We start from the raw sequence: 15799 nt of genomic DNA on the forward strand, positions 1-15799 counted from the left end.
CAGGAAGGCTGATTCGATACCGGCCGGCGATCGGCCCGCGACTGAACCGTTATATCAGACAAACGGCCTATTTGGCATGCTTTGCCCCGCTACCGAGGCGGCCTGGCTGGAGCGTGAGCCCGGCTCAATTTATGCAACTCTCTGAGGTAAAGAGCGTCCGGTCGGCATGGTCGAACGCGAGCCCGATCGCGCCCCGGACAACCGGCTCGCCGCCGGGCTGGAGGCGACGATTCCACGGCCGGGCGCTTCCCCGGGACCATGCGACCAGACCAAGATCACGCGACCCGGTCACCTTACTTAACCAACTTGCTTGCGTAATCATCGTGAAGCGGAACTGGGAACGGGCTTAAGAAAACCGCGATGGACACCTTCGGAACCGACCGGGCACAGTGCGTAAGGTCGAAGCTGAGGGGGGATCTGTGATGAAAGCGCTGGTCAAGGAGAAGGCCGAGCCAGGCCTGTGGTTGACGGACGTGCCGGAGCCGGTCGTCGGGGCCGGAGAAGTCCTGATCAAGGTGCTGCGGACCGGGATCTGCGGAACCGACCTGCACATCCGGAGTTTCGACGCGTGGGCGCGGCAGACCCTGCGGACGCCGCTGATCGTCGGGCACGAGTTCTGCGGCGAGGTCGTCGAGGTGGCTCCCGGCGTGGAGGACATCGCGGTCGGTGACCTGGTCAGCGGCGAGGGTCATCTCGTGTGCGGCAAGTGCCGCAACTGCATGGCCGGTCGGCGGCACCTGTGCCGCAACACGGTCGGGCTGGGCGTCAACCGGGACGGCGCCTTCGCCGAGTACGTGACGCTTCCGGCCTCCAACGTCTGGGTGCACCGCGTGCCGGTGGACCCGGACGTCGCGGCGATCTTCGATCCGTTCGGCAACGCCGTACACACCGCCCTGGCGTTCCCGATGGTCGGCGAGGACGTGCTGATCACCGGCGCCGGGCCGATCGGGCTGATGGCCGCCGCCGTGGCCACGCACGTGGGCGCCCGCAACGTGGTCATCACCGACGTCAGCCCCGAGCGGCTGGCCATCGCGGACAAGCTCGGGGTCACCCTGGCGCTGAACGTCGCCGAGCGGTCCGTCGCCGACGGCCTGCACCAGCTCGGCATGCGTGAGGGCTTCGACGTGGGCCTGGAGATGTCCGGGCACCCGCAGGCGCTCCGCGAGATGATCGCGAACATGACGCACGGCGGGAAGATCGCCATGCTCGGGCTGCCCGCCGAGGAGTTCGCGGTCGACTTCGCGACGATCGTGACCTCGATGATCACCATCAAGGGCATCTACGGCCGGGAGATGTACGAGACGTGGTACGCCATGTCCGTGCTCCTGGAGAAGGGCCTCGACCTCTCTCCCGTCATCACCGACCGCTTCTCCTACCGCGACTTCGACGCGGCCTTCGACACCGCCGCCGGCGGCAAGACCGGCAAGATCATCTTGGATTGGACCGCCTGATGTTCGACAACGTCCGCGACGACCTGCGCGCCACCCTCGACGAGATCGCCTCCGCCGGGCTGCTCAAGCCCGAGCGGGTCATCACCACCCCGCAGCGCGCCGACATCGCCGTCGCCGGAGGCGGCGAGGTGCTCAACTTCTGCGCCAACAACTACCTCGGGCTGGCCGACCACCCCGAGGTGGTGGCCGCCGCCAAGGAGGCCCTGGACCGCTGGGGCTTCGGCATGGCGTCCGTGCGCTTCATCTGCGGCACCCAGGAGGTGCACAAGGAGCTGGAGACACGGCTGTCGGACTTCCTCGGCCAGGAGGACACGGTCCTGTACAGCTCGTGTTTCGACGCCAACGGCGGGGTGTTCGAGACGCTGCTCGACGACAGCGACGCGGTGATCTCCGACGCGCTCAACCACGCGAGCATCATCGACGGCATCCGGCTGTCCAAGGCCCGCCGCCTGCGCTACGCCAACCGCGACATGACCGAGCTGGAGGCCAGGCTCAAGGAGTCCGCCGACGCCCGGCGCAGGCTGATCGTCACCGACGGCGTCTTCTCGATGGACGGCTACGTCGCGCCGCTGCGGGAGATCTGCGACCTGGCCGAGCGATACGACGCCATGGTCATGGTGGACGACTCGCACGCCGTCGGCTTCGTCGGCCCGAACGGCCGGGGCACTCCCGAGCTGCACGGGGTGATGGACCGGGTCGACATCATCACCGGCACCCTGGGCAAGGCGCTCGGCGGGGCCAGCGGCGGTTACGTGGCGGCCCGCAAGGAGATCTGCGAGCTGCTGCGCCAGCGCTCACGCCCCTACCTGTTCTCCAACTCGCTCGCCCCGGTGATCGCCGCAGCCTCGCTGCGCATCCTCGACCTGATCAGCGGCTCCAATGAGGCCCGCGAGCGGCTGCGCGCCAACACCGAGCGGTTCCGCACCAGGATGACCGAGGCCGGGTTCGACGTCCTGCCCGGTGACCACCCCATCGCCCCGGTGATGATCGGCGACGCCGCCGAGGCCGGCGCGATGGCCGATCGCCTGCTGGAGCAGGGCATCTACGTGATCGGCTTCTCCTACCCCGTGGTCCCGCACGGCAAGGCCCGGATCCGGGTCCAGCTCTCGGCGGCCCACTCCACCGACGACGTTGACCGGGCGGTGGACGCCTTCGTCGCGGCCCGCAAGTGACCTTTCGCCGAGGTGACCTCCGGCTCGGCCCGCACGTGACCGCGGCCGGAGTGACCTCCGGTTCGGCCAGGAAGTGACCTCGGCGAGAATGTACGGGTGATAGACACGCGGCGGCTCAGGACCCTGCGCGCGGTGGCCGACCACCGGACGGTCACCGCCGCCGCCGCCGCGCTCCACCTGACCCCCTCCGCCGTCTCCCAGCAGCTCGTCGCCCTGGAGAACGAGGTGGGTCACCGGCTGCTGGAACGCGACGGCCGGGGCGTGCGCCTGACCTCCGTCGGCAAGATCCTGCTCGGCCACACCAACGAGGTGCTCGCCCAGCTGGAGCGGGCCGAGGCCGACATCGCCGCCTACACGACGGGTACGGCGGGCGAGGTGACGGCGGCCTCCTTCGCCACCGCGATCGGGCTGGTCGTGGCGCCGGCGGTGGGCGCGCTCCGGGACAAGGAGCCCGGCATCCGGGTGCGGGTCCTCGACGCCGAGGGCGACCAGAGCCTCACCATGGTCCTGGACGGCGCGGTGGACGTGGCCGTGGCCGTGGAGTATCGCGGCGCCCCGGCGGAGGACGACCGGCGCCTGTCGCGCATTCCCCTCTACTCCGAGCCGTTCGACGTGGTGCTCCCCCACGACCACGCCCTCGCCGAAAACGAGGTGACGGTCGCGGACCTGGCGGGCGAGACGTGGATCGGCCCCTACCCGGGCAACCCCTGTCACGACGTGATCGCCCTGGCCTGCGAGCACGCGGGTTTCGCCCCCGAGTTCGCGCACTCCTCCGACGACTTCAGCGCGGTGGTCGCCCTGGCCGCCGCCGGGGCGGGTGTGGCGATGGTCCCACGCCTGGCGCTGCGCGCGGCCGACCTGTCCGGTGTGGTGGTCCGCCCGGTCGCCGGCCCGCAGCGGCGGGTCTTCGCCGCCGTACGGCGTGGCGCGGAGCGCCACCCCCTGCTTCTCCCCCTGCTGGACGCCCTCCAGGACGCCGCTACGGCCCTGCGCCGGGCCCCGGTTTGAAGCCGCGCCGCCCGCTTCCAGGTTCTTGTGACGACACCTGGAGCAACCACCACGAAAATCTGGTGCTCTACCGGGAGGGCGAGCGACTCGTCAGAGCTTCACAGGCAGCGCCGCCATCTGATCTTCGAGTTGTCGTACACCGGCCTTTCAAGATCATTAGTCGAGTTTCCAGCACCCACAGGCGATTCACTACTTCCTGTATGAGGTACCTAGGTACTATGGGCTCAGGAGGATGCCATGACGATGCCCCAGCAGGCCAAGCGGCAGTCACCACTGAAAGTCGACCCCGCGACCGACGAGCTGATCTCCCAGGGCGCTCATTTCCTGGGGATGACCAAGAAGGACCTGGTCGCCGCCGCCGTCCGCGTCTACCTGGAACAGCAACGCGAGCACATCCGGCGCGGGATGATCGAATCGATGAAGGTCCTGGATGGCTCCCTGAGCTCCAGCGTCTCCCTGCTCACCGGCCTGACGTCCGAACGCATCAACGAGCTCGGCGGCACCGGCGACTGGGAGGAATGACATCCCGTGCACCGCGTCCGTCCTACGCTCCGTGTCCTGCGCGACGACCTGGAACTGCCCATCCCCTCCGCCCAAGTCCCTCTGGAGACGATCAGTCATCCCCTGCTCGATAAGGCCTCCGAGCAGTTCGCCGATCCGGGAACTCCGCACGAGCGCATCCGTGCCATCGATGACGTGGTGTTGTTCAAGGTGAAGGTGCGGCGCTGGCGCGGAGCCGTCTGGGCCGACGAACCCGACGCCGAGGTCCGGACGTGGCTGGTCGCGGCGGGCATCCGTGAGGACGGCTCCGGCGATGACTTCTACACCGCCCTGGAGAGCAGCGCGAAGGCTGCCCGCGCCCGCTACAACGCCGAACGCGATCAACCTCTGACCACTGGCACCTACAGCGGGCATCTCCTGCCCAACCGCGACGACCATGACCGCTACCGGCTCGAGGCGGCCACCCGGTTCGTTCTCCGGCTCAACTCCACAGTCCGTGACCTCGCACGCGGTTCCCTGCGCGACGGCCACGAGCACGCCATCGACTTCCCGGGCTTCCGCCTCGGTATCCAGATCCGCGCCGACGACGGTAACGAGACCTACGCGGCGATCCGGATCACCGGCTCGGTCCCGGCGAACCTGACCGCGATGATCCTGAGTCGGGTTCCCGGCTGCGGAGTGGACGGATGGTTCCCCGAGTACGCACTGCCCGAGCGCCATCTTCTCCCTGCCGAGCAGGCCTGGTCCAACATCATGGATCCCAAGCCGCCGCCGAGCTCCTTGAGGAGTCCTGAGGAGGCGGGCATGGCGATGGTGCGGAGCGCCACCCCTGCTGGACGCCCTCCAGGACGCCGCTACGGCCCTGCGCCGGGCTCCGGTTTAAGCCTGCCCTTCCGGCCCTTGCCTGTGGGTGACCACCAACGTTCACCGGGCCGTTCACCGTTCACGGATCACGTTCCGGGACTCTCGCAGAACTCGCACATGGCCGAGAACGCCGACGGGGCGGCGTACGCCGACGCGGTGTCGGGGTACGCCGCCCTGGGGCGGGATGGGTTGCGGGAGGCGGCCCACGCTGTTGAGCCGGCTCGACCCCGTCAGCCCTCGGCCTGCCCGCCGTGGAAGACCTCGTTGACGAGCCCCTCCAGCACCTTCGGGAACGCCGCTGCCAGGGACATCGCTGCGTCGTCCACATAGGTCACCGAGGCGGTCAGGGTCTTCTTGCCGTCGGGCGTGCTGTACATCAGCGCCCCGGAGCCCGCGATGCCGCCGTTGTGGTGGAAGATGGTGCCGCCGTCCGGGCCCAGGTCCTGCACGAACACCCCCAGGCCGTAGCCGACCTTCGGGTGCGGCTCGCGCATCTCGGCCAGCAGCTCGGCCGGCAGGAGCTTGCCGCCCATCAGCGCGGAGAAGAACGTGGCCAGGTCCTGGGTGGTGGAGATCATGTCGCCGCCGGCGGAGACCCAGGAGGGGTTCTGGCGAGTGACGTCGACCGTCGTCTCCTGACCGTCCTCCTCGTACCGGTAGTAGCTGTGGGCGTGCGGCTCGGAGATCTCCGTCGAGGTGCCCGGCGCCACGGTGTCCGACATCCCGAGCGGCCCCAGGATCAGCCGCTGCAGCTCCTCGGCGAACGAGTGGCCGGTGACCTGCTCGATCAGCAGCCTGGCCAGCACGTAGTTGGTGTTGGCGTAGCTCCAGTCCGCGCCCGGCTCGAACCGCGCCGGCTTGGACAGCGCCAGCCGTACCAGCTCCTGCGGCTGGTAGGTCTTGAACCGGTTGTCCACCCATTCCTGGCCCTGCCAGACGATCCCCGGTGCGACCGTCCCGTCGTCGTAGTACTCGCCGGTGAAGTTGAACACCCCGCTGGTGTGTTGCAGCAGCATCCGCACGGTGATCCGCCGGCCCAGGCCGAACTCGGGCAGGTAGTCGTCCGCCGGGCTGTCCAGTCCGATCTTGCCCTCGGCCACCAGTTGCAGCACCATGGTCGCGACGAAGGGCTTGGTGGAGCTGCCGATCCGGAAGTGCCCGTTCGTCGGCGGCTTGGCGGTCTGGCCGAGCTCGCGCACCCCGGCGCTGCCGACCCACTCCCCCCGCTCATCGCGCACGCGCAGCTGCACCCCGGCGAAACCGGCATCGACGAACGCCTGGATGGCCTGCTGTAGTTCCGGGCGGTCCTGCCCGGTAGCGGGCTTCGGCATGGCCACGCTGTTGTCGGTGGTGTTGGTCATGGTGGGTGCTCCTTCAGAGGCTGTGGGCGGTGGTGTCTAGAGGCTGTGGGCGGTGGTGTCGCCGTGGGGGTGGGCTGTGGGCTGTGGGCTGTGGGCTAGAGGCTGCGGGCGGTGATGTCGCCGTAGGCGGTGGTCGCGTGGATGGTCAGGGCGGCGGCGGCGCCGTCGGTGTTGTTGAGCGCGTTGTGGATGCGGCCGTAGGAGGTGCCGGCGTCCAGGGAGGCGGAGACGCCGCGGGCGGCGCCGATCGCGATCTGACCGGCCTCGGTGCGCAGCACGACCGTGCCGCGTACGGCCTCGGTGATGCGGAGGTCGCCCTTTTGGGTGTTGATCTGTGCGGGGCCGCCCAGGCGGCCGACCGTGATGTCGCCGGCCTGGAGGGTCAGGTGGGCGCTTTCGGTCTCGTCGAGCTTGATCGAGCCGTGTGCGCCGTCGAGGGTGACGTCGCCGAGTCGTCCGACGCCGCGGAATTCGGCGCTGGCCGCTTTTGCCTCGATGTGGGAGCCGGCGGGCAGCTGGATGGTCACCTCGATGGATCCGGAGGGGCCGAGGAGCTGGTTTTTGGGCTGGGGGGTGTGGATGCGCAGGATGCCGTCGGTGTAGGTGACGGTGGTCTGTTCGGCGGTCTGGACGTCGCGGCTCTTGGCGGTGTTGGCGGGCAGGATCTCGACCGTGGTGTCGGTTCGGTCGGCGGCGATGAGTCGGATGTGTCCGGCGGGGATGTCGAGGATGGCGGTCACCGGGGTGGGGGTGTCGAACTTCTGCATGGTGCGCTCCTGTGGTTCGTTGTTTCTGATGATGGAAAAGCTACGTTGCACTCAAGATTTTGGCAACGTGCTCGTTGCATATAATCGCCATTTTTGCTGGTGGGAGCCGAGAAATCGTTGCATTGGTATTGAATTCAATGCAACAATTCCCGCTCTGTTCGTTGCAATGAATCGGGGATGAACGCTAGGGTGGAGATACCACGGACCATGAAGGAGACCGCGATGCCGGGAGGCAGGCTCACCCAGCAGGACCGTCAGCAGATCGCGTTGGGGCTGGCCGACGGCCTCGCCTACGCCGAGATCGCCAGACGCCTCGACCGCCCCACCTCGACGATCACGCGTGAGGTGATGCGCAACGGCGGCCCCACCGCCTACCGCGCCGACCTGGCCCACCGCGCCACCGAACACCGCACCCACCGCCGCAGGCGGGCCGCGCCCCGGGGGTCGGAGGCGCCCCCGCAGGCCCACGGACGCGACGCCGAGGCGGTGCGCGAGTACGAGGAGGTGTTCGCCACCGTCTTCATGCAATCGGGCCTGCCCAAGATGACGGCCCGGGCGCTGGTCAGCCTCTACACCACCGACACGGGCGGCCTCACCGCCTCCGAACTCGTCCAGCGCCTCCAGGTCAGCCCGGCGTCCGTCTCCAAAGCGGTCGCGTTCCTCGAGAGCCAGGGCCTTATCCGCCGGGAACGCGACGAACGCCGCCGCGAGCGCTACGTCGTCGACGACGACGTCATGTACCAGTCAACGATGGCCAGCGCCCGCGCCACCGCCCACCTCGGCGAAACCGCACGACAGGGCGTCAGCATCCTCGGCCCCGGCACCCCGGCCGCCACCCGACTGGAGAACATCGCCCGCTTCGTCGACTTCGTCTCCGAGAGCATCGCCCGCGCCGCGGAGCAGGCCCGCGAGATCCTCCACACGAAACCCGAAACGACCTCGGACAGCACCACCTGAGCCACGTTCAACGGACGTTGATCATTGAACCTGACGTTGTCGACACTCGTGACAGTCGACCAGGCGATCTCACCGGTACCGAGGCCATCGCCACTCTGCGCTCCGGGCATACTGCGACCGAATCATCACAAGGGAGACGCCAGCGGATGAATACGCCACCATCGCCACCTGGAGCGGAGCGGACTGACGGATCATCCGTCCAGATCGGCGCTCTCGTTCCGCTGACTCGGCCTGGCTGGGTCGGGGCCGGCCAGCACTTGCTCGCTGGACTCGAGCTGGCCGTTCGCGAAGTCAACGACACCGGTGGGATCGTCGGAAGACCACTCGAGCTGGTGGTCCGAGACACCGCGGCTGATCCACAGAGGGCCGCGGCGGCCGTAGATGAATTGGCTCGCCTGGGCGTGGCCGCCTTGGCGGGGGAGTATCACAGCGTCGTCGCTCGCGCCGCCGCCGCCAGGGCCGATGCCCTCGGCCTGCCGTTCCTCTGCTCGTCAGCGGTTCTCGACGCGCTCACCGAACAGCCAACGGAATGGGTCGCGCGCCTCGCCCCGGCGCAGTCCCACGGCTGGCAGGTCTACGCGGACTTCCTCCTCAGCGCGGGCCACAGCCGAATCGCCGTAGCAGCCGAGTCGAGTGTCTACTGGTCATCTGGGGCCCGCATTCTGCGGGACCACCTCGCTCCACGCGGCGGCACCGTCATCGAACTCGACATGCGCGCGCTCGCCCCCACGGCCGTGTGCGACGAACTCGTCGACAATCGCGCGACAGCCCTCCTTCTTCTGGTCGGCCACCCGGAGCCGGCAGTGTCGATCGTCAAGGCTGTCCGCCGCGACCAGCGCCTCACCGAGATCATGATCGGTGCTCCGGCCGGGCAACCGGAGTTCGCCGAATGGGCGAGGTTGCTGGGCGACGACAGCGCCGCGATCCCATTCTTGCGCTACCTGCCCGAGCGCCTCAGCCCACTCGGTGCACGAGTCGAGACGGCCCTCCGCGAGCGGCTGGCCGAAGCGCCCTCCTTCGTCGCCTTCGAGGGCTACGACACGGTCACCGTCCTCGCCGACGTGCTGCGTTCTCACGGCACGGACCGGGCACGCACCGCCGAATCCTGGCCGCGCGTTGCAGTCGAAGGCACCCGCGGGCAGATCCGGTTCTCCCGCACGCCGGGCATCAACGTTTGGCAATGGGCTTGGGCGCCGATCCAGGTCGTCGATCGAGATCCAGAGGAACCCGATCGCTTTCGAATCCTTCACGCCGGCTGAGAGAGCACGGACGGTCACCGTCGAGCTCCACGTTGCCGATGACTCGCGACAGTTGAACAGGCGAGTTCACCGGTACCGGGGCCGGATCAGGTCCGTGCCCCCGCTCGCCGTACCGGCGTCTGGGAAGGCCGAACCCGTTGAAGGTATGTGGACGGCGATGCCACCCAGCACCGGAGGGAGAGCATGAGTCACGACCCGAGGGAGGACAGGGCGGCGGATACTTCAGGGAAGGGCTCGCCAGAGGGTGACGGGTCCGCCCGGAGCTCGCACCACACGGTCCGGCCGGGGCGGCGCTCGTGCGAGCGGTAGCCCCAGTTCCCGCCGGAGAGCTCGCTGACGATCGCCAGGCCTCGTCCGCCCTCCGTCAGGAGGCACGCCGGGTCCGCACAGACCCGGGGCTCCTCGATGGTCAGGCCCGCGTCCATGACCTCGACGCGCAGCAGCCCGCCGTACGCCACCAGCCGCAGGACCAGCGGGTCGACGGCGGCGGGGCCGACCCCCGGCCGGGCGTGCCGGACGGCGTTGGTCACCAGCTCGGAGACGACCAGCCGTACGGTCTCGTAGGCGGGGTGCTCCTCCCCGAGCCATTCACGGACTTCTTCCCGCGCCCGTGAGGCCGATCCGGGATCGCCGGGCAGACATATCTCTTTGAGAGTCTCCGGATTCATCGTTTCGCCTCCCCCGGCCGAATCCGGCCGGATTTCCGTCTCGCTCGGGCCGTCGGCCGAGGCGCCGCCGTCATTTCGGCGCGGCATTCATACGGTCGCAAAAACGCGGAGATCGGGGCGGTGAACCGTATTCGCAATGTGTTCACAGTCCTGTGAACCCTCTCGCGCGGCCGGGCGAACTCCCAGGACAATGGACTGTGCACGGCGCGAATCGGTGAGAGGAGCCGGAAAATGAACGTCCCCCCGGAACCAGATCCATATACGTCCACTCGCATCCAATTCGGTATCGAACTACGTAAATTCCGGCTTATGTCGGGATTTACCCAAAGAAAGCTCTGCACGGCCATCCACCTCTCCGTCAGCCAGTTGAGCATGCTGGAGAACGGCCACCGGGCGCCCAACCGGGAACTGGCCTGCAAGATGGACGGCGTTCTCGGCCTGGGCACGACGCTCGTGGATCTGCTGGACCGCCTGAACCGCACGGCGGATCAGCTCCCCCGCTGGTTCCGGCCCTGGCTGGAGTTCGAGCGCGAGGCGGAGGCACTGCGCATGTGGGAGCCGCTGATGGTGCCCGGCCTCCTCCAGACCGAGGACTACGCGCGCGCCATTCTGAGCCACAGCCCCGGCGTCACCGCCGAGCAAGCGGAAGAAAACGTCATAGCCCGCATGGATCGGCAGGGCATTCTCCGGCGGCCGACGCCCCCGATGCTCTGGGTCATCCTGGACGAGGGTGTTCTCCACCGGCCCATCGCCGGTGCGGAAGTGATGAAAGGCCAGTTCGAGCACCTTCTTGAGGTCGGGGAAAGCCGGTCGATCTCGATCCAGGTGCTTCCTCACGAGGCGTGCAATGTAGTTGGTCTGCTGGGCGGCTTCGTCGTCGCGGACATGCCGAGAAACGCGCCCCCCGTGGCCTACATCGATTCACAGAGCACGGGAGATCGGGTAAGCGAGCGGGTTGAAGAGGTGGAAGGTCTAGCATTCAGACATGACCTGATCCGGGTGGACGCCCTGTCCCGGCGCCAGTCACTCGACATGATCAAGGAGACGATGCGGAAATGGACGACGTGACCCAGGAAATCCACAACGCTCAGTGGCGTAAGTCCACTCTCTCCGGCGACGACGGCAGCAACTGCGTCGAGGTCGCCGACCTGTCCGGCGGCCGCCGGGCCGTACGCGACAGCAAGGACCGTGGCGGCCCCACGCTGGTCTTCACCCCCGGAGAGTGGGACGCCTTCGTCGGCGGCGTGAAGAACGGCGAGTTCGACTGACCCCACGACACCCACGGCGTTCACCCGAACGTCCACCCGAGAAGCCCTCCGGCCACCCGCCCGGAGGGCTTCCCCATGCCCTTCGAGAGGTCACCTCTGTCCGCGTCGGCGGAACAGGCCAGACCCCGACAGTCCTTCCTCTGCGCTACCCCCGTAACAGAGCGTTGATATTCGATATAACGGAAGATATCTTCGGCTTATGCGAAGCGTCGTCGCGCCCGTCGTTCCCATCTTCAGGACCCAGACCCAGGCGGAAGTGCTCGCCGCCATTTACCTGCGACCTCAGCGGACCTGGACTCTCGCCTCGCTTGCCAGAGATCTCCATGTGGCTCCCTCGACCCTGCACCCCGAGATCCACCGCCTCACCGAAGCACAGCTCATCACCGTGACCGAGGTCGGACGCTCCCGCGTCTTGCACGCCAATCCCGACCATCCGTTGATCCAGCCCCTGACCGAGATCCTGAGCTACATGTATGGACCTCGTGCGGCCCTCAGCGAGGAGTTCACCGGCATCCCCGGTATCGAGCGCCTGCTCATCTTCGGCTCCTGGGCCGCCCGCCATTCGGGAAACCCAGGACCCGTCCCCCACGACATCGACATACTTGTCGTCGGCGAGGTCGACCGGGCTGCCCTCTACGCCGCCGCGGACCGCGCTCAGGAACGCATCGGCATGCCGGTCAACCCCGTCCTCGCCTCCGCGCGCCGCTGGGACGCGGCAGCCGATGCCCTCATCCGGCAGATCAAGTCGGCCCCCGTGATCGACCTGACCGCTGACATCCAAACACGATCGGAGAAGCTCACCCCATGACGCGCTGGACACGCGGCGAGGCCGACATCGAACGGATGCTGACCTCCGGCGAACTCCAGCGCGTCCGGGGGGAGGCCGCCGACGGCACCGGGTGGCTGGAAAAGGCAACCACCACTCTCGCCAGCGCCGAGGAGCTCAAAGCCAGCGACGCGAACTCCGCCTACACCCTCGCCTATGACGCGGCACGCTTCGCCTGCGCCGGTCTGCTGGCGCAGCAAGGACTACGCGCCACCACCTCCGGAGGTCACTATGCCGTCCAGCAGGCGGTGATCCGGCAGTTCGGTTCCACGTTCGAGCCGTACGGCACCATGCGCCGCAGGCGCAACGAACTCGAATATCCAGAGTTCCCCGATGAAGTCGTCGAAACAGCCGAAGCGGACCGCGCCATAACTGCCGCACGCTCGCTCATCGACGCCGCAAACAAACTCCTCAACCACCTCGGCCTGTTCTGAAGTGACCAGGACACGCGAGACGATCTCCCCTTCGCTGAGATGCGGCACCCAGCCGACGTCGACGCCAACCGACGAACCGGGTCAGGGTGAAGGGAAATGGCCGCCTTCGTCGGCGGTGTGAAGAACGGCGAGTTCGACTGACCCCACGACAACTATGTGAATGCCCTTGGGAAGCCCTCGGCCACGCGTCCGGAGGGCTTCTCCTGTTTCACTCTCGCCACCCGCGGCGGGAGCCGGGTGTCACACCGCGTCGGATGTAAGGCGGGTGGGAAGCGCGAAGGTCGTGAAGAGGGCGGGGTCCTGGAAGACCGTGGTGCGGCTGACGCCTGAGCCGGTGACGGTGAAGACCTGGAGGGTATGGAGGCCGTACGTGCCGTCCCGGCCCCGGACGTAGGCCGCCACCGCCGGCTGGCCGTTGGCCCGGACCGGCCGCATGCGCCAATCGGTGCCGCGCAGGGTGAAGATCCGGGCGATGAAGCGCACATAGGCCTCGCGGCCGACGTACCAGTTGAGGAAGGGCGGCATCTCCAGGACGGCGTCGTCGGTCAGCAGTCGCTCCAGCGTGGCGAGGTCGGCGTTCTCGAACGCGGTGACATACCGGTCGATGAGGGCGCGGTGGCTCGGATCGGCCGGTTCGTCGATCTGGTCCTCGTCAAGGCCCACCTCGCTGAGCCGGGCCCGCGCGCGCTGCAGGGCGCTGTTCACGGCGGCCGAGGTGGTGTCCAACGCTTCGGCGACCTCCGCGGCCGGCCAGTCGAGGACGTCACGCAGCACCAGGACCGCGCGCTGCCGGGCGGGCAGGAACTGCATGGCGGCGATGAAGGCCAGTCGCAGGGTTCCCCGGGAGGCCAGGACGGCGGCGGGATCGCCGTGGTCGGCGCCGAGCATGGCGTCCGGGAAGGGCTGCAGCCATGGCACCTCCTCCCCGCGGATCAGCGGCTGTTCGGGGTCGGAGCTCGGAGAGGCGCCGAGGCCGGAGGGCAGTGGCCTGCGGCTGCGCTGTTCCAGCGCGGTCAGGCAGGCGTTGGTCGCGATCCGGTACAGCCAGGTGCGGAGCGAGGCGCGGCTCTCGTCGAAACGGTCGTAGGCCCGCCAGGCGCGCAGCAGGGTCTCCTGAAGCAGGTCCTCCGCGTCGTGGACCGAACCGAGCAGCCGGTAGCAGTGCGCCAGCAGCTCCCGCCGGAACGGATCGGTCCGGATGGCGAAGTCCTCGCTGGTCGGTGTCACCACCATGTCCTCCACCACGATCGCTCCCAATCCTCGTCGGTACATACCGGCCGGCGGATCGAAAGTCATCGCGGCGGCGGCGATGAGTCCGGCCGGGCCGCTCGGTATGTACCAGCGAGCCGAACCACCGGCTCGCGTCATGCCATCACAGGACATCACAGAAGAGGAAAAACCATGACGAGCAACGACCTCATGACCGCTCCGACCGCCGACGACAGCGCCGTCCTCGCGGTGCTCGACGACGTCTACACGGCCTGGGTGGACAACGACGCGGACGCTTTCGTCGCGTCCTGCGTCGCGGACGCGACCTCCATCCTGCCCGGCTCCTACCGGGAGAACCGGGACATGATCCGTGACCGCATGGCCGCCGCCTTCGCCGGCCCGCTCAAGGGCTCCCGGGTCCTGGACGAGGTGCAGAACGTCCGCTTCCTGAACGACGGCGCGGCGGTGGTGGTCAGCCGCAGCGCCGTCCTCATGGCCGGTGAGACCGAAGCCCCCGCCGACCGATGGGTCGTCGCGACCTGGGTGCTCACCAAGCAGAAGGACAAGTGGCTCCTCGCCGCATACCACAACTGCCCCGCCTGACCCGTCCGGTGACCTTCGCCGTCTCCCCGCGGCGCCGAGTCTCGGTCGGCCCAGGCCGACGAAAAGGACGGCGCCTCGGAACGACTGACGGCCGGGGAGAAACGAGAGCCCGCCGACCTACAGCGCGACAACAGGCAACCGACGCGGGAGAAAGAGATCTTGAAACGCGTGACGGTCTGCCTCATCCGTTAGAACGATTTACCGAAATAGCATGCTCGCCGGTCCACGAACTCGCCGGCGATGACGTCCCCATCGCGGTGGACCGCTGAGCATCAGGGGTGTTCCGGTCGAGATATCACGATTGGCTCGGCCGGCCCACCTCGCCGCCGGAGCAGACCGATACCGACCTCGTAAAGATCATTCGGAAAGATCCATGGCGAATTCCGCGGCGGTTACGACTTGTCCCCGGCACACACGGAGCCGATGCTCGGCCTGAAGCCGGACGTGGGCCGAAAGCGCGTCGGACATCTGATGCGCGAGGCCGGACCGCAGGGTGCCCACCTGCGACGAGGCCGTCGCGGCTTGGCTGACGCCGTGGCCGGGGAGGGCCTGCTCCGGTGCCCCTCATCTCCAGGCACCCGACTCTCCAGGCACCCGACCGGCCCGGACCGGCCGACGCCACCGGGCACCCCTCCGAAGGAGGACGGCCCTATCGCGCGGCCGTCGTGGACGACCATTCACCGCGAATCGCCGGACAGTCCATCCGTGAACGCCGGACCACGGAACCGGTCGTCAAAGCGCTCTTCATGACCGCCACCGCCGCGATCACCCGGCGAGCCGGCATTCCTTCATTCAGACCACCGCCGTCGACGCATCTCACCGATCTTCGGCAGACGAATCCGGAAAACTGCCCCCACGGGTCCGGCGAGATCGCTGGAGAGCGGCCAGGAAACACGATTGCGGAATATCAAGGGAGGCAGCGCATCGCAATCTCCTGCTCTCGAATAAAGGAAGAGAAAATCGATCTCGCCAAGGCGGGAATTGAATTGATCGGACGCCGGAGCAACCAATGAAGAAGGCGTTCCAATAACGGAATGAACAGTCCTGTCAACTGCGAGCGACCATGCTGGTCGCGGCCCGGAAGCCCGACCCCACGTCGCCGGCATCCACGTCGCGGAGCCACGGGACCGCACCCATCAGACCACGTCCAAGCCCCTTCTTCAAGATCGAAGACCCTATTGACAGGCTTGATCATCGAAACATACGCTCGCCGAGCATCCCCAGATAGGGGAAGGCGAGGTCCATACAGGACCAACCGTGGAGGTGTTCATGAATCCCTCGGAGATTTCCCAGATCAAGAGCAGCATGAAGACGGCGAATGGCGCCAGGCAATTGCTCGGCACCCCTTTCGCCGACGAGTTGGAGCAGCTGGCGGCAGGTTTCGTCGGTTGCGTGGGAGACACCACCTTTAATTCTGGCATCTAAGGCTTGATCGCAGTATCCCTCAACCT

18 protein-coding genes are annotated in these 15799 nt (G+C 67.7%); 14 read left to right on the forward strand and 4 right to left on the reverse strand.

The genetic code is table 11. The features are described 5' to 3' along the window. Positions 1-422: 422 nt before the first annotated feature. The 5 genes from tdh (at position 423) to ACQPYK_RS45295 (ending at position 5326) form a co-directional block, all read left to right on the forward strand. Positions 423-1451, forward strand: coding sequence for an L-threonine 3-dehydrogenase (tdh, locus tag ACQPYK_RS45275; RefSeq protein WP_433246458.1), 1029 nt, complete (start codon positions 423-425; stop codon positions 1449-1451). Further along, the gene (locus ACQPYK_RS45280) at positions 1451-2623 is read left to right on the forward strand and encodes a glycine C-acetyltransferase (protein ID WP_433259103.1); all 1173 of its coding nucleotides are present in this window, start codon (positions 1451-1453) and stop codon (positions 2621-2623) included. Before tdh ends, ACQPYK_RS45280 begins: the two co-directional genes overlap by 1 nt. A gap of 96 nt (positions 2624-2719) precedes the next feature. Beyond that, the gene (locus tag ACQPYK_RS45285) at positions 2720-3631 is read left to right on the forward strand and encodes a LysR family transcriptional regulator (RefSeq protein ID WP_433246461.1); all 912 of its coding nucleotides are present in this window, start codon (positions 2720-2722) and stop codon (positions 3629-3631) included. Between the two features lie 237 nt (positions 3632-3868). After that, positions 3869-4153: a hypothetical protein gene (locus ACQPYK_RS45290; protein WP_433246464.1), complete on the forward strand. Its 285-nt coding sequence runs from the start codon at positions 3869-3871 to the stop codon at positions 4151-4153. Between the two features lie 6 nt (positions 4154-4159). Further along, on the forward strand, positions 4160-5326 hold the full coding sequence (locus ACQPYK_RS45295; RefSeq protein WP_433246466.1) for a hypothetical protein: 1167 nt from the start codon (positions 4160-4162) through the stop codon (positions 5324-5326). Here the strand turns inward: ACQPYK_RS45295 and ACQPYK_RS45300 are convergent. Together ACQPYK_RS45300 and ACQPYK_RS45305 are read right to left on the reverse strand one after the other, a co-directional pair. Further along, entirely contained in the window at positions 5227-6357 is a 1131-nt protein-coding gene (locus ACQPYK_RS45300) for a serine hydrolase domain-containing protein (protein ID WP_433246469.1), read from the reverse strand. The two genes, ACQPYK_RS45295 and ACQPYK_RS45300, sit on opposite strands and share 100 nt — an antisense overlap. 95 nt (positions 6358-6452) lie before the next feature. Beyond that, positions 6453-7124: a DUF4097 family beta strand repeat-containing protein gene (locus ACQPYK_RS45305; protein ID WP_433246472.1), complete on the reverse strand. Its 672-nt coding sequence runs from the start codon at positions 7122-7124 to the stop codon at positions 6453-6455. A 222-nt stretch (positions 7125-7346) separates the two neighbouring features. Here ACQPYK_RS45305 and ACQPYK_RS45310 point away from each other — a divergent pair, with 222 nt between their 5' ends. Then, the gene (locus ACQPYK_RS45310) at positions 7347-8081 is read left to right on the forward strand and encodes a helix-turn-helix domain-containing protein (protein WP_433259104.1); all 735 of its coding nucleotides are present in this window, start codon (positions 7347-7349) and stop codon (positions 8079-8081) included. A 146-nt stretch (positions 8082-8227) separates the two neighbouring features. Then, positions 8228-9340: an ABC transporter substrate-binding protein gene (locus tag ACQPYK_RS45315; RefSeq protein ID WP_433246475.1), complete on the forward strand. Its 1113-nt coding sequence runs from the start codon at positions 8228-8230 to the stop codon at positions 9338-9340. Positions 9341-9528: 188 nt separating this feature from the next. On the opposite strand, the gene ACQPYK_RS45320 is transcribed toward ACQPYK_RS45315, so the two are convergent. Beyond that, positions 9529-10008 carry an ATP-binding protein gene (locus tag ACQPYK_RS45320; RefSeq protein WP_433246478.1) on the reverse strand — a complete coding sequence of 160 codons (480 nt, stop codon included), beginning with the start codon at positions 10006-10008 and terminating at the stop codon, positions 9529-9531. A 231-nt stretch (positions 10009-10239) separates the two neighbouring features. Here ACQPYK_RS45320 and ACQPYK_RS45325 point away from each other — a divergent pair, with 231 nt between their 5' ends. From ACQPYK_RS45325 to ACQPYK_RS45340, 4 genes are all read left to right on the forward strand, one after another. Next, complete coding sequence (locus ACQPYK_RS45325; RefSeq protein ID WP_433246481.1) at positions 10240-11076, forward strand: helix-turn-helix domain-containing protein; 837 nt, start codon at positions 10240-10242, stop codon at positions 11074-11076. After that, a complete protein-coding gene (locus ACQPYK_RS45330; protein WP_433246484.1) occupies positions 11064-11276 on the forward strand; it encodes a DUF397 domain-containing protein in 213 nt (70 codons plus the stop codon). The genes ACQPYK_RS45325 and ACQPYK_RS45330 overlap by 13 nt, the downstream gene beginning before the upstream one ends. Before the next feature lie 199 nt (positions 11277-11475). Further along, positions 11476-12084 carry a hypothetical protein gene (locus tag ACQPYK_RS45335; protein WP_433246487.1) on the forward strand — a complete coding sequence of 203 codons (609 nt, stop codon included), beginning with the start codon at positions 11476-11478 and terminating at the stop codon, positions 12082-12084. Beyond that, on the forward strand, positions 12081-12536 hold the full coding sequence (locus ACQPYK_RS45340; protein ID WP_433246490.1) for a hypothetical protein: 456 nt from the start codon (positions 12081-12083) through the stop codon (positions 12534-12536). Before ACQPYK_RS45335 ends, ACQPYK_RS45340 begins: the two co-directional genes overlap by 4 nt. A gap of 240 nt (positions 12537-12776) precedes the next feature. Here ACQPYK_RS45340 and ACQPYK_RS45345 read toward each other — a convergent pair whose 3' ends face one another. Further along, entirely contained in the window at positions 12777-13781 is a 1005-nt protein-coding gene (locus ACQPYK_RS45345; RefSeq protein WP_433246493.1) for a sigma-70 family RNA polymerase sigma factor, read from the reverse strand. A 156-nt stretch (positions 13782-13937) separates the two neighbouring features. Between ACQPYK_RS45345 and ACQPYK_RS45350 the strand changes: the two genes are divergently transcribed. The 3 genes from ACQPYK_RS45350 (at position 13938) to ACQPYK_RS45360 (ending at position 15773) form a co-directional block, all read left to right on the forward strand. Then, on the forward strand, positions 13938-14348 hold the full coding sequence (locus tag ACQPYK_RS45350) for an SgcJ/EcaC family oxidoreductase (RefSeq protein ID WP_433246496.1): 411 nt from the start codon (positions 13938-13940) through the stop codon (positions 14346-14348). 665 nt (positions 14349-15013) lie between these two features. Then, positions 15014-15361 (forward strand): hypothetical protein, encoded by a 348-nt coding sequence (locus ACQPYK_RS45355; protein WP_433246499.1) that lies wholly within the window; start codon positions 15014-15016, stop codon positions 15359-15361. A 244-nt stretch (positions 15362-15605) separates the two neighbouring features. Then, positions 15606-15773, forward strand: a complete 168-nt coding sequence (locus ACQPYK_RS45360) for a hypothetical protein (RefSeq protein WP_433246502.1) — start codon at positions 15606-15608, stop codon at positions 15771-15773. The last annotated feature ends 26 nt before the right edge of the window (positions 15774-15799 follow it).

The organism is Streptosporangium sp. CA-135522, assembly GCF_050949235.1.
GTDB lineage: Bacteria > Actinomycetota > Actinomycetes > Streptosporangiales > Streptosporangiaceae > Streptosporangium.

What these genes read in the sequence shown, in the direction of transcription:
- tdh (WP_433246458.1), top strand. Translation starts at nt 423, where the DNA reads ATGAAAGCGCTGGTCAAGGAGAAGGCCGAGCCAGGCCTGTGGTTGACG.
- ACQPYK_RS45280 (WP_433259103.1), top strand. Translation starts at nt 1,451, where the DNA reads ATGTTCGACAACGTCCGCGACGACCTGCGCGCCACCCTCGACGAGATC.
- ACQPYK_RS45290 (WP_433246464.1), top strand. Translation starts at nt 3,869, where the DNA reads ATGACGATGCCCCAGCAGGCCAAGCGGCAGTCACCACTGAAAGTCGAC.
- ACQPYK_RS45300 (WP_433246469.1), bottom strand. Translation starts at nt 6,357, where the DNA reads ATGACCAACACCACCGACAACAGCGTGGCCATGCCGAAGCCCGCTACC.
- ACQPYK_RS45305 (WP_433246472.1), bottom strand. Translation starts at nt 7,124, where the DNA reads ATGCAGAAGTTCGACACCCCCACCCCGGTGACCGCCATCCTCGACATC.
- ACQPYK_RS45310 (WP_433259104.1), top strand. Translation starts at nt 7,347, where the DNA reads ATGCCGGGAGGCAGGCTCACCCAGCAGGACCGTCAGCAGATCGCGTTG.
- ACQPYK_RS45315 (WP_433246475.1), top strand. Translation starts at nt 8,228, where the DNA reads ATGAATACGCCACCATCGCCACCTGGAGCGGAGCGGACTGACGGATCA.
- ACQPYK_RS45320 (WP_433246478.1), bottom strand. Translation starts at nt 10,008, where the DNA reads ATGAATCCGGAGACTCTCAAAGAGATATGTCTGCCCGGCGATCCCGGA.
- ACQPYK_RS45325 (WP_433246481.1), top strand. Translation starts at nt 10,240, where the DNA reads ATGAACGTCCCCCCGGAACCAGATCCATATACGTCCACTCGCATCCAA.
- ACQPYK_RS45330 (WP_433246484.1), top strand. Translation starts at nt 11,064, where the DNA reads ATGGACGACGTGACCCAGGAAATCCACAACGCTCAGTGGCGTAAGTCC.
- ACQPYK_RS45335 (WP_433246487.1), top strand. Translation starts at nt 11,476, where the DNA reads ATGCGAAGCGTCGTCGCGCCCGTCGTTCCCATCTTCAGGACCCAGACC.
- ACQPYK_RS45340 (WP_433246490.1), top strand. Translation starts at nt 12,081, where the DNA reads ATGACGCGCTGGACACGCGGCGAGGCCGACATCGAACGGATGCTGACC.
- ACQPYK_RS45350 (WP_433246496.1), top strand. Translation starts at nt 13,938, where the DNA reads ATGACGAGCAACGACCTCATGACCGCTCCGACCGCCGACGACAGCGCC.